This is a genomic window from Halomonas sp. MCCC 1A13316, assembly GCF_014931605.1.
In the GTDB taxonomy this organism is placed as follows: Bacteria; Pseudomonadota; Gammaproteobacteria; order Pseudomonadales; family Halomonadaceae; genus Halomonas.
In genome coordinates, this window is sequence record NZ_CP053382.1 from 2,996,935 (window position 1) to 3,014,294 (window position 17,360).

Annotated in this window: 16 protein-coding genes; 1 reads left to right on the forward strand and 15 read right to left on the reverse strand. The window is 64.4% G+C overall.

Annotated features, from left to right (window positions below; genetic code table 11):
- Positions 1 to 6: 6 nt before the first annotated feature.
- Genes cbiB through HNO52_RS13870 form a run of 3 tightly spaced genes read right to left on the reverse strand, consistent with a single transcriptional unit; the run spans position 7 to position 4,334 of the window.
- The gene (gene cbiB, locus HNO52_RS13860) at positions 7 to 987 is read right to left on the reverse strand and encodes an adenosylcobinamide-phosphate synthase CbiB (RefSeq protein ID WP_197565853.1); all 981 of its coding nucleotides are present in this window, start codon (positions 985 to 987) and stop codon (positions 7 to 9) included.
- Positions 984 to 2,039, reverse strand: a complete 1,056-nt coding sequence (gene cobT, locus HNO52_RS13865; protein WP_197565854.1) for a nicotinate-nucleotide--dimethylbenzimidazole phosphoribosyltransferase — start codon at positions 2,037 to 2,039, stop codon at positions 984 to 986. The genes cbiB and cobT overlap by 4 nt, the downstream gene beginning before the upstream one ends.
- Before the next feature lie 57 nt (positions 2,040 to 2,096).
- Positions 2,097 to 4,334 carry a heavy metal translocating P-type ATPase gene (locus HNO52_RS13870; protein ID WP_197565855.1) on the reverse strand — a complete coding sequence of 746 codons (2,238 nt, stop codon included), beginning with the start codon at positions 4,332 to 4,334 and terminating at the stop codon, positions 2,097 to 2,099.
- A 96-nt stretch (positions 4,335 to 4,430) separates the two neighbouring features.
- Here HNO52_RS13870 and HNO52_RS13875 point away from each other — a divergent pair, with 96 nt between their 5' ends.
- Positions 4,431 to 5,513, forward strand: a complete 1,083-nt coding sequence (locus HNO52_RS13875) for a PA0069 family radical SAM protein (RefSeq protein WP_197565856.1) — start codon at positions 4,431 to 4,433, stop codon at positions 5,511 to 5,513.
- Positions 5,514 to 5,555: 42 nt separating this feature from the next.
- On the opposite strand, the gene HNO52_RS13880 is transcribed toward HNO52_RS13875, so the two are convergent.
- From HNO52_RS13880 to HNO52_RS13935, 12 genes are all read right to left on the reverse strand, one after another.
- Positions 5,556 to 6,242: a glutathione S-transferase family protein gene (locus tag HNO52_RS13880; protein WP_197565857.1), complete on the reverse strand. Its 687-nt coding sequence runs from the start codon at positions 6,240 to 6,242 to the stop codon at positions 5,556 to 5,558.
- Between the two features lie 108 nt (positions 6,243 to 6,350).
- Positions 6,351 to 7,346, reverse strand: coding sequence for a zinc-dependent alcohol dehydrogenase family protein (locus HNO52_RS13885; protein ID WP_197565858.1), 996 nt, complete (start codon positions 7,344 to 7,346; stop codon positions 6,351 to 6,353).
- Between the two features lie 63 nt (positions 7,347 to 7,409).
- Positions 7,410 to 8,288, reverse strand: coding sequence for a DUF2797 domain-containing protein (locus HNO52_RS13890; protein WP_197565859.1), 879 nt, complete (start codon positions 8,286 to 8,288; stop codon positions 7,410 to 7,412).
- Positions 8,272 to 8,556: a YeaC family protein gene (locus HNO52_RS13895; RefSeq protein WP_197565860.1), complete on the reverse strand. Its 285-nt coding sequence runs from the start codon at positions 8,554 to 8,556 to the stop codon at positions 8,272 to 8,274. Before HNO52_RS13895 ends, HNO52_RS13890 begins: the two co-directional genes overlap by 17 nt.
- A gap of 14 nt (positions 8,557 to 8,570) precedes the next feature.
- Positions 8,571 to 9,416, reverse strand: a complete 846-nt coding sequence (locus HNO52_RS13900; protein WP_197565861.1) for a rhomboid family intramembrane serine protease — start codon at positions 9,414 to 9,416, stop codon at positions 8,571 to 8,573.
- 212 nt (positions 9,417 to 9,628) lie between these two features.
- Positions 9,629 to 10,615 (reverse strand): metallophosphoesterase, encoded by a 987-nt coding sequence (locus tag HNO52_RS13905; RefSeq protein WP_197569237.1) that lies wholly within the window; start codon positions 10,613 to 10,615, stop codon positions 9,629 to 9,631.
- Between the two features lie 16 nt (positions 10,616 to 10,631).
- Positions 10,632 to 11,525, reverse strand: a complete 894-nt coding sequence (locus HNO52_RS13910) for an NAD(+) kinase (RefSeq protein WP_197565862.1) — start codon at positions 11,523 to 11,525, stop codon at positions 10,632 to 10,634.
- Positions 11,526 to 11,589: 64 nt separating this feature from the next.
- Entirely contained in the window at positions 11,590 to 12,459 is an 870-nt protein-coding gene (locus HNO52_RS13915) for a carboxylate/amino acid/amine transporter (protein WP_197565863.1), read from the reverse strand.
- An 80-nt stretch (positions 12,460 to 12,539) separates the two neighbouring features.
- A complete protein-coding gene (locus HNO52_RS13920; protein ID WP_197565864.1) occupies positions 12,540 to 14,216 on the reverse strand; it encodes a glycerol-3-phosphate dehydrogenase/oxidase in 1,677 nt (558 codons plus the stop codon).
- Positions 14,217 to 14,372: 156 nt separating this feature from the next.
- Positions 14,373 to 16,115: an ABC transporter substrate-binding protein gene (locus HNO52_RS13925; protein WP_197565865.1), complete on the reverse strand. Its 1,743-nt coding sequence runs from the start codon at positions 16,113 to 16,115 to the stop codon at positions 14,373 to 14,375.
- 62 nt (positions 16,116 to 16,177) lie between these two features.
- On the reverse strand, positions 16,178 to 16,450 hold the full coding sequence (locus HNO52_RS13930) for a DUF2160 domain-containing protein (protein WP_197565866.1): 273 nt from the start codon (positions 16,448 to 16,450) through the stop codon (positions 16,178 to 16,180).
- A gap of 16 nt (positions 16,451 to 16,466) precedes the next feature.
- Complete coding sequence (locus HNO52_RS13935; protein ID WP_197565867.1) at positions 16,467 to 17,360, reverse strand: carbohydrate ABC transporter permease; 894 nt, start codon at positions 17,358 to 17,360, stop codon at positions 16,467 to 16,469.

Below are 17,360 nucleotides of genomic sequence, written 5' to 3' on the forward strand. Positions count from 1 at the left end.
GCTCGTTCATGCGCCTGCCCCCCATGCCACAACCAAGCCTGCCATCAGCAGAAAAAAGACGATCCAGGTCCCGTGCATATGGCGTACGGCACGGCCGATATGCGCCACCCGTAGCGGCTCGCGCGGTTTACCCATTGGCGCGCGCTCGGAAATGCGTCCGCCATAGTGATTGATACCGCCGAGTTGAACGCCCAGCAGGTACGCCATCATCGCCTCGGGCCAGCCGGCATTGGGGCTGGGGTGGCCCGGCGCATCGCGCCAGGTCCCGGCCAGCGCCCCTCGCCTGCGCGCGCCGGGAATCGACAGGGCAGCCAGCCACATGGCCAACGCCGTGAGCCTGGCCGGGACCCAGTTGGCCAGGTCGTCGAGCCTGGCCGAGGCGTAGCCGAAATCGGCGTAGCGCTCACTACGGTAACCGACCATGGAATCAAGCGTGTTCACCGCCTTGTAGGCCAGCGCCAGTGGCGCCCCGCCGAGCAGCGCCCAGAACAGTGGCGCGGTGATGCCGTCGACGCTGTTCTCGGCCACGGTTTCGACGGTAGCCCGGGTGATGCCGGCCTCGTCGAGGGCTTCGGTGTCACGCCCCACGATCATCGCTACGGACCGATGCGCCTTGACGAGATCGCCCCGAGCCAAGGGCGTTGCCACGGCCAGCGCCGCCTCACGCAGTCCCTTGATGGCAAGGGCGGTCGCCAGCAGCAGCAACTCACCGGCAAGCCCCAACCAAGGGTGCAGCCAGGCAAGCACGGCCAGCGTGGCCCAGGTCGACGCGAAGACGATCACAACAACGCTGCCGGCCAGCACGAACCCCTTGAGGCGTCGCGCAAGCGACGAGCCTTGGTTCCAGCGGCGCTCCAGAGCGTCGATCAGCCGTCCCATGGCGACAACCGGGTGCGGCAACCAGCGCGGGTCGCCGAACACCAGGTCGAGCAAGATGGCCCCGCACAACAGCCCTAGCAGCATGGGGCTCAAGGGCTCGACGCTCATGCGGTCGAGCCACCATCCGCGACGCCAGCCGAATCGAAAGTGGCCATTTCGGCCAGCATGCGACAGGCGGCCTCTAGCAGCGGGAAGGCCAAGGCCGCTCCGGTGCCCTCGCCCAGGCGCAGCTGCAGGTCGAGCAGCGGCCTGGCCTCGAGCAGTTCGAGGGCGATGTCGTGCCCCGGCTCGCAGGAACGATGAGCGAACAGCAGGTAGCCACGCAGTTCAGGCGCCAGCCGACAGGCCAGCAGCGCCGCCACGGTGGCAATGAAGCCGTCGACCAGGATCGGCATGCGCCGTGCGGCTGCGCCCAGGTAGGCACCCGCCATGGCGGCGATCTCGAGCCCGCCCAGCTTGGCCAGCAGCTCGAGCGGCTGCGACGAGTCTGCGCGACGAGCGGCTAGCGCATTTGCGATCACCTCGGCCTTGTGCGCCAGCTGCGCGGGGGCAATTCCGGTCCCTTGACCAACTAGGCGGCTCACCGGTTGACCGCTCAAGGCAGCCAGCAGGGCGCTGCTCGCGGTGGTGTTGGCAATACCCATTTCGCCCACGATCAGGCAGCGGCAGCCGGCGGCGTGGCTGCGCTCGGCAGCGTGGATGCCCACCTCGATGGCGCGCTCGGCCTCGGCCAGACTCATGGCATCCTCACGGGCAACGTTGGCCGTGCCGCGGCGCACCTTGTCGTGCACTACGCCTGCGCCTTCGACATCGCCCTTGACGCCGACGTCGATGACCTCGAGCCGCGCGCCGATCTGGCGGGCGAAGACGTTAATGGCGGCCCCACCGCCAACGAAATTGGCCACCATCTGGGCGGTGACTTCCTGCGGAAAGGCCGAGACGCCCTCCTCGGCCACGCCATGATCGGCGGCGAACACGATCACACCGGGCGGCGTGACCGTCGGCAAGGTCTCGCCGCTCATACCGGACAGCTCCAGGACCAGCGATTCGAGACGGCCAAGGCTGCCGGGGGGCTTGGTGAGGCTATCCAGGCGCGCCTGAACGGGGCCTGACGGGGATTCATCGACAGCCGAGATCGAAGCCAGGGTTTCGGCAAGCATGAGGAGATCCTGATAGGGCGAAAGGCTGTGGCCATCTTAACAGGCTGGACCGCGCTGTCACGGTGCCGTGCCGAGCGCTTCTGCCGGCGGCGCCTCCTGTCGCTCTACGGTCCCTTCATCGCTCCAGGCCAGCCGCGCCGAGTTCGCCACCACGCTCAGCGAGCTTGCCGCCATGGCCAGCACCGCTACCCATGGCGGTATCGGCATGGCCACCGCCAGACCCAGCGCCAGCAGATTGTAAATTCCCGAGAGCAGCAGGTTCTGACGCATGACGCGACGGGTACGCCTTGCCAGGTCCAGAGCGTTCTCGACACCCGACACACCCGGCCTCATCAGCGCCACGCTGGCTCCCTCCTGTACCGTCGAACTGGCACCCAGCGGTGCCACGCCCACGCTGGCGGTCGCCAGCCCCAGCATGTCGTTTAGCCCATCGCCGACGTAGAGCGAGGGCTGCGGCATGGCCGCGAGCAGCTGTGCCTTGGCCTCCGGGCTGCGTCCGGCGTAGCACTCTGCGGGGCGTAGCCCGACCGCCTCGCCCAGCCGACGCACCGCCTGAGCTCCGTCTCCACTGATCAGGGCCAGTACAAGCCCCTGCCGGCGCAGCCTGGCCAGGGTCGCGGCGGTGCCGGGCAGTGCCGCCTCTCCCAAACGAAAATGCCCGATCCAGCTCCCGCCGCAGGCCAGCAGCACTTCACTTGCGCCGGCTTCTTCCAGGCCATCGACGTCGATGCCCTTCCCGGCCAGCCAGGCGCGGCTACCCAGCAGCAGCGGACGACCGTCAGCCAGATCCACGCGCCGTCCACGTCCGCCGAACTCCTCGGCCTCGGCTACCTCTTCGCTGCGGTCCACGCCGGCGTCCCGGGCGTGTCTGCACACCGCGCGCGCCAGCGGGTGACCACTGCCCTGCGCCGCACTCGCCGCCAACGCAAGGATGTCGACCTCGCGATAACCGTGTGCCGGCCGCACGGCCAATACTTCGGGCTCCCCCGGCGTCAGCGTCCCTGTCTTGTCGAAGGCCACACTGCGGACCGTCGCCAGCACCTCGAAGACACTCGGGTCACGGACGACAACGCCATGTTCCAACGCCTGCCCGCTAGCCGCCAGGCCGGCCAGGGGTATCGCCAGGCCCACGGCGCAGGGGCAGGCTACCACCAGCACCGACAGCGCCCTCACCCACGCTTCTTCAGCCGGCACTCCAGCCAGCCAGGTCGCGGCAAGAGTCAACAGTGCCAGCACCACGGCCACGGGACTGAGCCAGCCGGCGAAGCGATCGGCCAGGCGTTGCAGTTCACCCTTGCGAGCCTGCTGCCACCACATCTGTTCGCGCAGGCGGTCCAGGCGACACTCGCCGGCAGGCGCAGTGACTTCAAGCACCAACGTCGCGCCAAGATTGCGGCAACCCGCCGCTATGGGGTCGCCCGCCAGGCAGCGCCGAGGGGCGCTCTCACCGGTCAGTGGAGAGAGGTCGAGCAAGGCTTCGTCGTCGCACAGCATGCCATCCAGCGGCAGCGCTTCACCGCCCTCGACGCGCACCCTGTCTCCCACCGTCACCGCCTCCAGGGGGCGGGTGTGCCAATCGCCCTGTTCCCAGCGCTGGACTTCGGTGGAAGGTTCGTACAGTGCTTGCAGTGCGCGCAGCCCGCGATGGCGACACAGGGTCTCCACCAGCCGGCCCGCCAGCAGCAGCGAGACCAGCATCACCGCAGTATCGAAATAGACCTCCGGCGAACCCTGTGAAAGCAGCCACAGCGACACCCCTACCGCCGTCAGCGCGCCCAGCGATACCAGGGCATCCATGCCGGGGCGCCATGCCCGCAGCGTACGCCAGCCCGCTCGATAGAACGGCAGTGCCACGTAGGTGACGACGGGCAGGGCAAAGGCACCGGACACCCAGGCCATGACCAATTCCAGGCGGGAACTGGGCATGGCACCCACGTAGATCAGCAGCGAGGCGATCATGGTCCACATGCCGAAGGCGATTGCCGTCAACAGGCGCAGGGTGAGGTAGCGGCTTTCGGCCTCCAACCTCGCCTGCGCATCGCCCATCGCCTCGGGCGGCCCGAGGCAGTAGCCGAGCCGGCGCACGGCGGCGGCCAGTCGGGTTTCCTCCAGGGCGTCCGGCTGGCCCTGCACCAGCAGGGTGGCGCTGGGGTAGTGCACGCTGGCAGCCACCACACCGGATAGCCGCATCAATTGGGCCTCGACGGCCAGCGCGCAGCTGGTGCACCACAGCCCCTGGAGTGAGTAGAGCGCCTCGCCGGTACGCGAAGCGTCGCGATGGGAAGTTGATGTCATGCCTGAAGCGTAATCGTCATTGAGCAATCAATCAGCATTGGCGATACGCAGATGAGGCCATATACTGTATGCAAGTACAGTAAACGGACTCGCCCCATGCCTGGATTCGATCAGAAGCAGCTACGCAAGGGCCGTGGCGCCACCTACAACCCCGACAACCGCTTCGCCCCTACCCAAAGCCAAACGGAGGACGATGGCTGGTGGCAGGAAGAGATGCCAACGCGGCTGGCCACGATCGTCAGCGACGAGCAGGCGCGCAGCGCACTCTCCTGGAACGACTCGCCCGATCTTGCCTTCGACCGCTCGCTCAACCCTTACCGCGGCTGCGAGCATGGCTGCATCTACTGCTATGCGCGGCCCAGCCACGCCTACTGGGACCTGTCGCCGGGCATCGACTTCGAGACCCGTCTGATCGCCCGTAGCGGCCTGGTCGATCGGCTACGCGACGAGTTTTGCAAGCGCAGCTACGTGTGCCGGCCCATCGCGCTTTCCGGCAACACCGACTGCTACCAGCCACTGGAAGCGGAGCGCGGCAGCACCCGAGAGATACTCGCCTTCCTGCTCGAGTGCCGCCATCCGGTTTCCCTCATCACCAAGAGTGCGCTGATCCTGCGTGACCTGGACCTGCTCTCCGAGCTGGCCCGCCATCGCCTGGCCAGGGTCTCGATCAGCCTCACCAGCCTGGACACCGAACTCAAGCGCAGCCTGGAGCCGCGCACCGCCTCCCCTGCCGCACGCCTGCGTACCATCGAGCAGTTGAGAAAAGCCGGTATACCGGTGGGGGTCATGGTCGCGCCGATCATCCCGGGCTTGACCGACCACGAGCTGGAGCGTCTGCTCGAGGCGGCCCGCGACGCCGGGGCGGAATCAGCCGGATGGACGTTGCTGCGCCTGCCGCACGAGGTGGCGCCGCTGTTCGAGGATTGGCTGCAGGCACACTACCCGGAGCGGGCCGGCAAAGTGATGAGCCTGGTGCGCCAGTGTCGCAGCGGCGCCGACTACGACAGCCGCTTCGGCAAGCGCATGCGCGGCGAGGGAATATTTGCCGAGCTCATCGCCCAGCGCTTCGACAAGGCCTGCCGCCGTCTGGGCCTCAACGACCCGGAAAAGCGCGAAGCGCGCCAGCTCGACACCACGTCCTTCCGGCCACCCCGGGCTCAGGGCGACCTGTTCGCCTGAGCCGGGCTGGCCACAACGGAAGGGAAGCTACCCGAGGGCGTGTCAGGAAAGGTGCCGCAGATCCTCGATAACGGTGCCGTTCTCCTGCACCTCGGCCTCGTGGCCTGCCTCGCGCCACGGCTCGTCCAGCGCCGCCTGGTACCACTGCTGCATGGCGGGTAGCGCCAGTAGCCGTTCGACATATGCCATCGAGGGTTCACCGAGGTCGAGCGCGAAGCTCTGCACGCGGAACGCCACCGGGGCGAAGAAGGCATCCACCGCAGTGAACGTATCCCCCGCCAGGAAAGGACCGCCGAAGCGCTCAAGGCCCTGCTGCCAGAGCTCGTCGAGGCGGGCCAGGTTGTGCGCCAGGGCGTCCGGTATCGCGTGCAACCGCACCCTGACCCCGCAGTTCATCGGGCACAGGCTGCGCAAAGGAGAAAAGCCGGCATGCATCTCGCTGTTGGCGCAGCGCGCCCAGGCGCGCGCCTCGTCAGCGGCAGGCCATACGCCGGCGTGACGCTCGGCCAGGTATTCGACGATCGCCAGCGACTCCCATACGACGCGTTCGCCGTCCTCCAGGCAGGGCACCAGTCCGGAAGGCGAGAATGAGCGAAACGCAGTCCAGTTCGATCCCGGCTCGAAGGGGGTCAGGCGCTCCTCGAACGGGATGTCCAACTGCCGCATCAGCACCCAGGGGCGTAGTGACCAGGAAGAGTAGTTCTTGTTAGCGATATGAAGGCGATACATGTTGGAACCCGTCGCATGGAAAAGAAAAGACAGCATAGCCTGCCAATATCTTTTCCTTCCAGGCGAGTCATTCGAAAACTGTGCCAGCGTTCGCAGCATGAGCCCAATTCAAGGAATCAGCACCGCAGCCCCCGACAGCCTACCCTCGCGCAGGTCGGCCAACGCCTGGTTGGCCTGCTCCAACGGATAGGCGCGGGTCTCGGTGCGTATCGGCACCGTAGGCGCCAACGCCAGGAACTCCTCGCCATCCTGCCGGGTGAGATTGGCGACCGATTTAATGCTGCGTTCCTGCCACAACAGGCGATAGGGAAAAGCGGGGATGTCGGACATGTGAATACCGCCGGAGACGACTGTCCCACCCGGCCGCACCTGGGCCAGCGCCAGCGGGACCAGCTCTCCTACCGGCGCAAACAGCAGCGCGGCATCGAGGGGCTCGGGCGGAGACTGGTCGGCATCACCGGCCCACACGGCGCCAAGTCGGCGGGCAAAGGCCTGGGCCGCGTCGTCACCCGGGCGAGTGAAGGCGTAGACACGCTGGCCGCACGCCACGGCGAGCTGCACGAGAATATGGGCTGCAGCACCGAAGCCATAGATCCCCAGACGTCTATTCTGCTCCCCACCGGCCAGACGCCAGGTTCGATAACCAATCAAACCGGCACACAGCAGCGGAGCCGTGGCCTGGGCATCTTCCGCCATCAAGGGAAAGCAGTAGCGGGCATCGGCTACGCCGTATTCGGCATAGCCGCCATCAAGGGTATAGCCAGTAAATAGCGCGCGGACACAGAGATTCTCACGCCCGGCTTGGCAGGCCTCGCACTCGCCGCATGTCCAGCCCAGCCAGGGAACGCCGATACGCATGCCCAGTGACAGGTGGGAGATGCCTTCCCCCAATTGGGTAACCTCAGCGACGATCTCGTGCCCCGGCACCAGTGGCAGGCTGGGCGACGGCAGCTCGCCATCTACCACATGCAGATCGGTGCGGCATACGCCACAGGCCAGGACGCGAAACTGCACCTGCCCCGTCCCGGGTAAGGGTCTGGGTACGAGATCCCATTTCAGCGGCTGGCCTGGAACATGCAGTCGCATGGCACGCATCTGGGACATGACCGGCTCCTCTTGTTATATACAAGGCTCAAGAGCCAGCATAACGCAGCCGAGCCAGCAGGATCAGCTTACGACGACCTCGTAGCCGGTGAACTTACGCAGGTTGATCACCCCGGTATCGAGCATCAGGTACTGCCCCTTGAGGCCCAGCAGCGTACCGGCCACCTCGGGCTGCTTGTCGAAGTTATGCGAAACGATCTTGCGCGGGAACTCCAGCACCGGGTATTCGAAGCAGACCGGCGCCTCGTCCAATTCGCGAATGGTATCGGCGCCAAAACGCTCGCGCAGCTGGGCGATCCCACCCTCGAGCCGGGCCAGCAGCCGGTTTCGCTCCGCTGCCAGGTCGAGCGGTTCAACCTCACCCTTGAGCATGGCGCGCCAGTTGGTTCGGTCGGCGACCTCTTCCTTGAACAGCATTTCGACCAGGCCGGACTGCAGACGGGTTTCGACCACCAGGATCGGTAGCGCCTGGATTGCGCCCTGATCGAGCCAGCGCGTCGGTACCTGAGTCCCCCGCGTGATGCCGACCTTGAGGCCGGAAGAGTTGGCCAGATAGACCACGTGCGGCTGGAAGCAGTGGCGCTCGGCCCACTCTGGCTCACGGCAGGTGCCGGCGTCGAAATGGCAGGTCTCGGGCTTGACGATGCAGGTATCGCACTGGGCCAGCTTCTTGAAGCAGGGGTAGCAGTAACCTTGGGCGAAGCTCTTCTTCGTCGCCCGGCCGCAATGGGTACAAGCGATCGCTCCGGTCCAGGTCAGCCGCAGGGACTGGCCGAGGCGCGTATTGAGGTCGAGCCGGTGCTCGCCGGCGCGCAGCGTGTATTTCACTGACCCACCCTGCTCGCCCGGCGCGATGGTCATCTTGCTCAGGCAGCCCTGCACCGAGGCAGCGGCTTCGATACGGTCGAATTCAGTCACGGCATACTCAGTCACGAGCGGCATCCCGGGCTAACTCCGCCAACTCGGGCGGCACGTCGCTCCCATTGCTGGCGCTGCCGCAGGTACGCTGCTGCAAGTAACCGACCCGCTGCTCTTCAGGCACATGGTTCTCGTGCTCGTAGCGAATCACCGCCTCGAGGCAGAGTTCGGTCTGCTCCGCGGTCAGCATACGGCCATCGGGCCATTTGCGCAGCGCCACCGCCTGCTTGAGGCTGTCGTAGATGGCCGGCGTCATCTGCCGGATCATGCGCTCGAAGGTCATATCGCTCATACAAACTCTCTTGATCAAAGGCGGCGGGCACGGCTCGAATAATACCACCCCAACAGCAGCCCCACGACCAACCCACCCAGGTGTGCCTCGTTGGCGACGTTGCCGAAACCGACCGCTTCAGCCATGTCGGTCATGGTGAAGACCATCCAGCCGAGCATGAACACCACCAGCATCTGCGGCACGAAGAAACCGCTACTCGGCACCCGGCGCGACATCAGCCAGACATAGCCGAGCAGGGCGAAGTCGACGCCCGACATGCCGCCGAACAGCGCGGTACCGGTGGCGTACTGGGCGAGGTTGGCGCCGATACCCGCCCCCAGCAGAATCATCAGCATGCGCCCGCTGCCCTGCAGCGTCTCGACCTGGCGTCCGAAGTACCACAACCACATCATATTGAAGATCAGGTGCATCCAACCGAAGTGCAGGAAGGCCGGCGACAAGAATCGCCACACCTGCCCCGAGGCCAGCACATCGGTCAGGTTACCGAAGGCCAGCCCGCCGCCAACGATGGCGACTGGCACGACGGTCAGCATGGCCACCACGATGTCGCCGAGCACGGACATCAGCGCAAACACCAGCAGCGAAATACCCAGCGCCGCGGCCGTGACGGGTGCCTGGCGCAGGGAAATAGCCAGTGAGGCACCGCTCACCGAACGCTGGCGGCGCTCCGGCATGATCCGCTCGCCGCGCTGCCAGCGCGTCAGTAGCCGTATCATCGCATCATGCTGAGCAGGGTCGGCGAGCCACAGCACCTGCCCCTCCGTCTCCTCAGTGAAGCGATGCCCGATTCGGTGAGCCCACAAGGCACGACGCAGCTCGCTGGTGTCCGTGTCGTGGGGAAACAGCATGATTCGGTACATGAAATCTTCCTGAACCAACCTTTTGAAAGCATCTTGCGCTGCAGCGGTGCTTTTCTCAAATTCGGCTCACGGCGCACATAAAAAATCCGGCGGAAGGGGGCCGCCGGATAAGAGCAAGGGATCATTCAAGGGAACACCTATTAAGATGGGCATAGCGAAAGGAAGTTCAGGGCGACAGCAAAAAAATGTTGTAAAAGTTTGTAACGCCATGCTCAATCAAAATCGATTTCCCAAGGCCTCGGCCTGGCCGCCTCCTCTTGGGGCACCCGAACCCAGACGAAGTGATTGGCGTCGAGCCGTTTTTCGCCACTCCAGCGATAGGCCACCAGACGCCCGAACTTCACCGCGCTGTAGTCCAGGCAGGCGATATTGGCCGTCGGCAAGGCCGGAATGCCCTCGCACCAGTAGTGGCCGATGAACAGCGGCGACTGATCGAGACCGTAATACGGCAAACGTGCACGCTCGGCCGCTGTCAGCTCGCGTTCCTCCAGGTCGTCGGGCAGATTGTCGGGCTGGAAGATCACATCACCCCAGGTGCGTGGCTCTCGCGCCCAGAAATGCGCCCTGAAGCTGCGCCGGGTGAAACCATCCCCAGAGTGAATTTCCACGCCTGGCGGCAACGGTAGATGCACGCCGCGGGTCAGGCGATCGAAGATGCGATAGGCCAGCGTATCCGGCGCCACGGACTGCTGCAGGAAGGGTTCGTCGATGACGCCTCCGGGGCACTCGTGATTCAGCGCGTCGACCAGCGTCTGGTCCCAACAGGCGTGGACCACTCGAAACTCACCGAAGTCCAGATACAGCGGCATCTCCATGAACCAGGACAAAGTCTCGTCCCACTCGGCCGGGTGATCGCGGTACTGGTCGAGGGTCTCCTTGATGATGCGGTTGTGACGCGGCGAGTGCTCGCGCAGCCACTCGCGACCATGCTGGCGAGGCGCACGATGACAGTAGGCCAAGGCATTGTACTCATGGTTGCCCATGACGATATACGCCTCGCCCTCCTCCACCATGCGCCGGGCGATAGTGACCGCCAGGCGAATCCGCGGGCCGCGATCGATCAGATCTCCCAGAAACACGACCCGCCGCCGCGGATGCCGGTAGACGCCGCCACGCTGGTGATAGCCGAGCCGCTCCAGCAGAGCCGCCAGGGTCGCCCCGCAGCCATGCACGTCACCAATCAGGTCGTAGCCCTCTATCGCCGCCTGCCTCACGTCAATCCCCCAGCCGATTGCTCCAGCCCAGCTTGCTGCGCAGGACCTCGTAAAAGTTATGACCGAGAGGATGTGCCAATTGCACCCGCTGAGGCTTGCGCTTCACCACCAGCACATCGTCGGGCTTGGCCACGGCACGTGTCTGGCCGTCACAGCTGATATGGGGATAGGTCTGGTTAGTCTCGCCGATGTGAACGTGGATCTCGCTGGCGGCATCGATGACGATGGGCCGGCTCGACAAGGTATGGGGGAACATCGGTACCAGCTCGATCACGTCCAGCTTGGGATGCATGATCGAGCCGCCCCCGGACAGCGCATAGGCGGTGGAACCGGTGGGCGTGGCCATGATCAGGCCATCGCTGCGCTGGCTGCAGACGAACTGCTTGTCGATGAACAGTTCGAACTCGATCATGCGCACTGCCTTGCCCGGATGCAGCACTACCTCGTTCAGGGCATCGCCGCTGCCCACCAGAGTACCGTCGCGGTACAGCTCGGCATCGAGCAGGAAGCGTTCCTCGACTTCGTACTGGCCGGCGAGTACCTGACCGACGCGCTCCTCGATCTCGTCGGGCGAGATATCGGTGAGAAAGCCCAGCCGCCCCCGATTGACACCCAGCACCAGAGTGCCGCTGTGACACAGCGTGCGAGCGGCCCCGAGCAGGCTGCCATCGCCTCCCACCACGATGACGAGATCGCAAAGCTCGCCCAAGGTGCGCCGGCTGGCTTCGGGATGGCCATGGTCGAGCAGCACGGTGGCGGTGCGGTCCTCGACGATGACATGTAAGCCACGCTCGTCGAGAAAGCGCAGCAGGCGCTTGAGGGTCTCGACCACCTTGGTACTGCCCAGGCGGCCGATCAGACCGATATTCTTGAACCCGCCGTGCTCTTTTTGCATGCCCTGGCCTCTCGGATCGTCGGCGCTCATTATGAAGGCTGGGTTCAGGGCGGGCAAACGCGACTCACGCTGTGACTGGCGCCCGGCGACGCAGCCACCACTCGTTGAGTAACAGCGAACCGACGATGATTGCCCCTCCCAGAGCCAGCCGCACCAGATCGGCATCGCGGTTCCAGATCACCAGATTGACTGCGAGCCCGGCGGGGATCAGAGCGTTGTTCATGATCGCCAGCGCCCCGGCGTCGACCCGTGTAGCGCCCAGGTTCCAGAAGAAATAGCCGAGGCCCGATGCTACCAGGCCCAACCAGGCCAGCACGCCCCACTGCACACCGGTACTCGGCAACGCGGCGGGATTGCCTAGCAGGGCGAAGGCCGGCAACACCACAATCAAGGCGCCGAGGTAGAACCAGGCAAAGACGCTGTGGCGCGGCAGTTCGGCAGGCAGCGTCACGGAGAGCCGCCGATACCCCACCTGCCCCAGCGCAAAGCAGATGTTCGCCCCCTGTACCACCAGGAAACCGAGCCAGAAGCCGCTGTCGAGACCATCGTAGCGAATCACTGCTGCGCCCAGCACTGCCAGGGCGGCGGTGAGCAGGTAGAACGGCGTGAAGCGGCCAAACAGGGCGTCGTCGAGCAGCGTCACGTAGAGCGGCGTGAAGATGGTGAACAGCAGCACTTCCGGTACCGTCAGCAGCAGGAAGGACTGATAGAAAAAGATGTACATGATGCCCAGCTGCACGGCGCCCAGCCCCATCAGGGCGAGCCGCTGGCGCCCTACCAGCAACGAGGGTCGCAGGAACGGCAGGAACACCAGCGCCGCCAGCGAAACGCGCATGAGGACTGCGAAGTAGCTATCTACCTGGCCGGCCAAGTAGACGCCGATCAGCGAGAACGAGAAGGCCCAGAGCGCGGTGACGCCGATGAGATAGCCCACGGTTAACCTCTTTGATCACGAAAGTTGACGGGCATTATACCGGCATGGCGCTCCGCTTCAACGCATCGATGCAGTGAAGCTCAGCTAGGCCGTGGCGCTGCGGAGCCTAGCGCCTCGCCAGGCAGATCAACGACATGCTCGCCGCGCTCGCGCCGCGTGGTGGCGAAGTACTCGGCGAGCCGAATATCGGCCTGGTCGCCGAACAGGATCGAGCAAGCCTCGCGTAGCCCGGGGGATTGGCGCATCGCCTCCTCGTGGACCACCAAGGCTATCTTCGAGCGCCGGCGCAGGAAATCCTCCAGCCGCGTGATCATCTCGCGCCGCTTGGCATAGCGCAGCTCGCAACGCAGGTACTCGGTGCCCTCGATCAGGACCTCGGCCTGTCGCGGGTTCTCGCGAATCTCCTCGAGCATCTCCAGCGCATGGGTACCATAGCGCCGCCATAATCGGCTCGACAGCGGCTCGGAGGCATCGGCTGCGGTCATGTCGTCGAGATGCATCAGCTTCGCCTGATGATGGAACTCCCGGCGCACCTGATCGGGCGGTTCACCGTACCAGCGATGCTGCGGGTACGGTACCTCGATCCCCATGCCTCCAACCGCCGCGACGACCTCCTCGCCCACGTTGAGGCAGTCGGTGAGCTTGCCGCCGAAGATGCTGAGATGGGCATCGCGCTGATTGAGATCAATGGCATGCTTGCGCGATAGCTGCAGGAAATCTCGCTCGCCACCGCCCCCCGCCCTGACCACCAGAGGACGCACACCGCAGCGAATGGAGATGATGTCCTCCTTGCCCAGCGGTCTGTCGAGTTCGAGACGCTTGTTGATATTGTCGAGCACGAAGCGAATATCGGCCTCGGTCGCCTCCACCTCGGGCTGCTCGACGCGTGTATCGGTGGTACCGATACATGTCCTCGGCCCCATGGGGATCACGAAGAACAGCCGGCCGTCATCGGCAAAGAACGCCAGCACCCGCTGGCTGTCGGTCAGCCGCGGCACGATCAGGTGGATACCCTTGGAATAGACATGGCGATGTTCGGTGGCCTGGCCGGTCAAGCCGTTGTGCTCGTCGACCCACGGGCCGGCGGCATTGATCAGAACCTTCGAACGGATTGCGATATCGTTGCCGCCGATTACGTCGCGTGCCCGAGTGGTCCAGAGACCGCCCTGACGCTCCGCGCCCAGCGACTCCACGTAGTTCACAGCCACGCCGCCGTAGTTGAGTGCGCCGCGAACGAAGTTGAAGACGAAGCGTGCATCATTGTCGTGAAGGTAGGCATCAGAATACTCGAAGCCTCCTACGGCATCGCGGATGTCGATGATCGCTTCGCTGTCACGGATCGCCTGCGGCGGGAGGAAGCGCGGAATGCGGGTAAAGCCGTTGCCGATCAGCCAGTAGAGCCAGGCCCCGGCCCACAGGTAGCGTGGATGATAGCGAAAGCCGCGTGTAATGGTGGTCAGGAAACGGATCTCCTGTACCGTGGCGGGATAACTCCTGATCAAGTGGTTACGACTCTTGCATAACTTGCGCACCAGCGCGAAGTCGCGGCTCTCCATGTACTTGATACCGCCCCACACCAGATTGGAGGAGTGCATGCTGGTGCTGCCGGCGAAGTCTCCGCGCTCGATCAGGGCGACCCGAACTCCCTTGCCGGCCAAGGCCGCCGCCGCCGAGGCGCCGTTGATACCGCCGCCAACGATCAGAACGTCGAAGACCTCATCGTCCAGCTTGTCGATATTGCTGCTACGCAGTTCCATGTGCGGACCTTTTACAAACAAAAGCCCCGCTCGGCGAGCGCCGAGCGGGGCCTGGAATGACCCGGACGGGCTACCGGAAACACGTGTTTCGTTGCAAGCCCGGCAAACTTGCGCCGGACCTGAGCCGAGTCGGGCGCCTTGCCCGATATCGACGTTTTATTGACGTGTACCGGCGGCCATCCACTCCTCCATCATCTGGTCGTAGGGCACAGTGGTTCCCTGCGGCATCTCGTTTTCCAGCTCGGCCTTGGGCGAGCCCTCCTGCGACAGCCAGTACTCCGGATCGCGCTCCTCGTTGAGCAACGGCGGATAGGACTCGAACACGTTGGCCCGCGCCAGGCGCGACATGATGTTGTCGAGTTCCCCGGCCAAGTTGTCCAACGCCTCTTTGGGGGTCACTTCGCCGCTGACCGCGGGTGCCAGGTTCTGCCACCACAGCGGTGCCATACGCGGATAGTCCGGCACGTTGGTCGAGGAAGGCGTCCAATTGGACTCGTTGGGGCTGCGGTAGAATTCCACCAAGCCACCCAGCTTGGGCGCCATCTCGGTCATCTGCTCGGAGAAGATGTCAGATTCGCGAATGGGCGTGAGGCCGGCCATCAGCTTCTCCAGCGAGACTGTCTTGGCGGTTGAGAACTGAGCGAACAGCCAGGCCGCGGTGCGCCTATCCTCGGGCGTGGAGTCGAAGAAGGTCCAGGAACCCACGTCCTGGTACCCCACCTTCATGCCCTCTTCCCAGTATGGCCCGGTGGGTGATGGCGCCATGCGCCACTTGGGGTTGCCTTCTTCGTCGGTGACGGGCAGCCCCGGGTCGGTCATGTCGGCGGTAAAGGCGGTGTACCAGAACATCTGCTGGGCGATGTTGCCCTGGGCGGGCACAGGCCCGGCCTCGCCGAAGGTCATGCCCTGCGCCTCGGGCGGCGCATACTTGTCGAGCCACTCGACCATCTTGGTCACGGCGAACACCGAGGCCGGCGAGTTGGTCGCCCCACCGCGACTGACGCTGGCGCCCACCGGACGGCTCTCTTCGTCGACGCGAATCCCCCAGTCGTCCACCGGGTTGCCGAACGGCACCCCGGGGCTGCCCATGCCGGCCATCGAGAGCCAGGAGTCGTGGAAGCGCCAGCCCAGCGAGGGGTCACGACGTCCGTAATCCATGTGGCCATAGATCTGCTCGCCGTCTATCTCACCCACGTGCTCGGTGAAGAACTCGGCGATGTCCTCGTAGGCGGTCCAATTGGTCGGCACGCCCAAGTCGTAGCCATAGATCTCGCGGAACTGCTCCTGCAGATCCTCACGCTGGAACCAGTCGTAGCGGAACCAGTAGAGGTTGGCGAACTGCTGATCGGGCAATTGGTAGAGGTTGCCATCCGGCCCGGTGCCGTACTGCAGACCGATGAAATCATCCAGATCGAGCGTCGGCAGCGTGTAGTCGGCCCACTCGTTCTCCATCGCCTCGTTCAGGTTGATGGTGGTCCCGTAGCGAATATGCGTGCCGATGGCGTCCGAGTCGTTGACGTAGCCGTCGTAGATGTTGCGCCCGGTCTGCATCTGGGTCTGCATGTTGTCTACGACATCACCCTCGCCAATGATGTTGTGGGTGACCCGGATGCCGGTGAGTTCCTCGAAAGCCGGTGCCAGCACGTCGCGCTCCCAGACGTGAGTCGTGAGGCCCTCGGCGACGGTATTGATCTCCATGTCGCGAAATGGCTCGGCGACCTTGGCGAACCACAGCAGCTCCTCGATCTGCTCCTCGCGCGATAGCGTCGAGTTCTGAAAATGCTCGTCGACGAGCCGTTCGGCGATCGCGCGCGCATCGTCGGATTGGGCGTGCAGGGCACCCGAGGCAAGCAGAAGACTGCCCGCCAGTGCCGTCAGTTTTAACCTGTTGTTCTTCATGTTGACCTCGTTCTGCGTGTGGTCGTCATCCTTGACATGGTTATCGTCCGTACTGCCTTGGTTCAGCCCCAGCGCATCAGCACCAGCAACCAGAGGACGGAAATCCCCAGGGCAAACCAAATCGAGAGCTCGGTAAAGCCGACCGTCACCAGGTGGATATAGGCGGCCGAAAGCAGTCCGATGAAGAGCCGATCTCCGCGGGTCGTGGCGATCGGCAGAAAGCCACGCCGCTCCACGGTCGGAGAGACCAGCTCCCAGGCCGTCATGCCGAGCAGTATGGCGGCGATGACGGAGAAGAAGATTGCCGTGGGCAGGGTCCAGACCATCCAGTCCATTGCGGTTTCCTCCCGTTCAGGTCCGGCCCAGGGCGAAGCCCTTGGCGATGTGATTACGCACGAAGTAGACCACCACGATGCCAGGAATGATGGTCAGCACGCCGGCGGCGGCCAGGGTGCCCCAGTCGATACCCGACGCCGTCGAGGTGCGTGTCATGATCGAGGCGATCGGCTGGGCATTGGTGGCGGTCAGAGTGCGGGAGAGCAGCAGCTCGACCCACGAGAACATGAACAGGAAGAACAGCGTTACCCCGATCCCCGAGCGGATCATAGGCAGGAAGATCTTCACGAAGAATGCCGGGAAACTGTAGCCATCGATGTAGGCGGTTTCGTCGACTTCCTTGGGCACGCCGCTCATGAACCCCTCGAGGATCCACACCGCCAAGGGGATGTTGAACAGACAGTGGGCCAGCGCCACGGCAATGTGAGTATCGAACAACCCCACCGAGTAGTAGAGCTGAAAATAGGGCAGCAGGAACACCGCCGGCGGTGCCATCAGATTGGTCAGCAACCAAAAGAACAGATGCTTGTCGCCAATGAACTTGAAGCGGCTGAATGCGTAGGCGGCCGGCAGCGCCACCGAGATGCTGATCAGCATGTTCATCAGCACGTAGGCCAGCGAGTTGACGTACCCCATGTACCAGTTGGCGTCGGTGAAGATTCCCACGTAATTACCTAGGGTAAAACTCCGCGGCCAGAACGAGAAGGTACCGAGGATTTCGCTGTTGCTCTGGAACGACAGGTTGAGCAGCCAATAGATCGGCAATATCACGAAGATAAGGTAGAAGCCCAGCAGTGCACGGCGACGCCAGCGGACGGTGGCGGAGCGAGTGCGCTTGCGGCGCTTGGCAGCCGCCTCGGCGGCCTGGCGACGTACCCTATCGGGCGTGGTCGGTACGGAGCTCGTCAT

Excerpts from the sequence above, each read along its gene's own strand:
- HNO52_RS13890 (WP_197565859.1), bottom strand. The coding sequence starts at position 8,288 with ATGCCGCTCGTGACTGAGTATGCCGTGACTGAATTCGACCGTATCGAA.
- HNO52_RS13870 (WP_197565855.1), bottom strand. The coding sequence starts at position 4,334 with ATGACATCAACTTCCCATCGCGACGCTTCGCGTACCGGCGAGGCGCTC.
- HNO52_RS13895 (WP_197565860.1), bottom strand. The coding sequence starts at position 8,556 with ATGAGCGATATGACCTTCGAGCGCATGATCCGGCAGATGACGCCGGCC.
- HNO52_RS13875 (WP_197565856.1), top strand. The coding sequence starts at position 4,431 with ATGCCTGGATTCGATCAGAAGCAGCTACGCAAGGGCCGTGGCGCCACC.
- HNO52_RS13885 (WP_197565858.1), bottom strand. The coding sequence starts at position 7,346 with ATGTCCCAGATGCGTGCCATGCGACTGCATGTTCCAGGCCAGCCGCTG.
- cobT (WP_197565854.1), bottom strand. The coding sequence starts at position 2,039 with ATGCTTGCCGAAACCCTGGCTTCGATCTCGGCTGTCGATGAATCCCCG.
- HNO52_RS13880 (WP_197565857.1), bottom strand. The coding sequence starts at position 6,242 with ATGTATCGCCTTCATATCGCTAACAAGAACTACTCTTCCTGGTCACTA.
- HNO52_RS13925 (WP_197565865.1), bottom strand. The coding sequence starts at position 16,115 with ATGAAGAACAACAGGTTAAAACTGACGGCACTGGCGGGCAGTCTTCTG.
- HNO52_RS13920 (WP_197565864.1), bottom strand. The coding sequence starts at position 14,216 with ATGGAACTGCGTAGCAGCAATATCGACAAGCTGGACGATGAGGTCTTC.
- HNO52_RS13910 (WP_197565862.1), bottom strand. The coding sequence starts at position 11,525 with ATGCAAAAAGAGCACGGCGGGTTCAAGAATATCGGTCTGATCGGCCGC.
- HNO52_RS13900 (WP_197565861.1), bottom strand. The coding sequence starts at position 9,416 with ATGTACCGAATCATGCTGTTTCCCCACGACACGGACACCAGCGAGCTG.
- cbiB (WP_197565853.1), bottom strand. The coding sequence starts at position 987 with ATGAGCGTCGAGCCCTTGAGCCCCATGCTGCTAGGGCTGTTGTGCGGG.
- HNO52_RS13930 (WP_197565866.1), bottom strand. The coding sequence starts at position 16,450 with ATGGACTGGATGGTCTGGACCCTGCCCACGGCAATCTTCTTCTCCGTC.
- HNO52_RS13935 (WP_197565867.1), bottom strand. The coding sequence starts at position 17,360 with ATGACGAGCTCCGTACCGACCACGCCCGATAGGGTACGTCGCCAGGCC.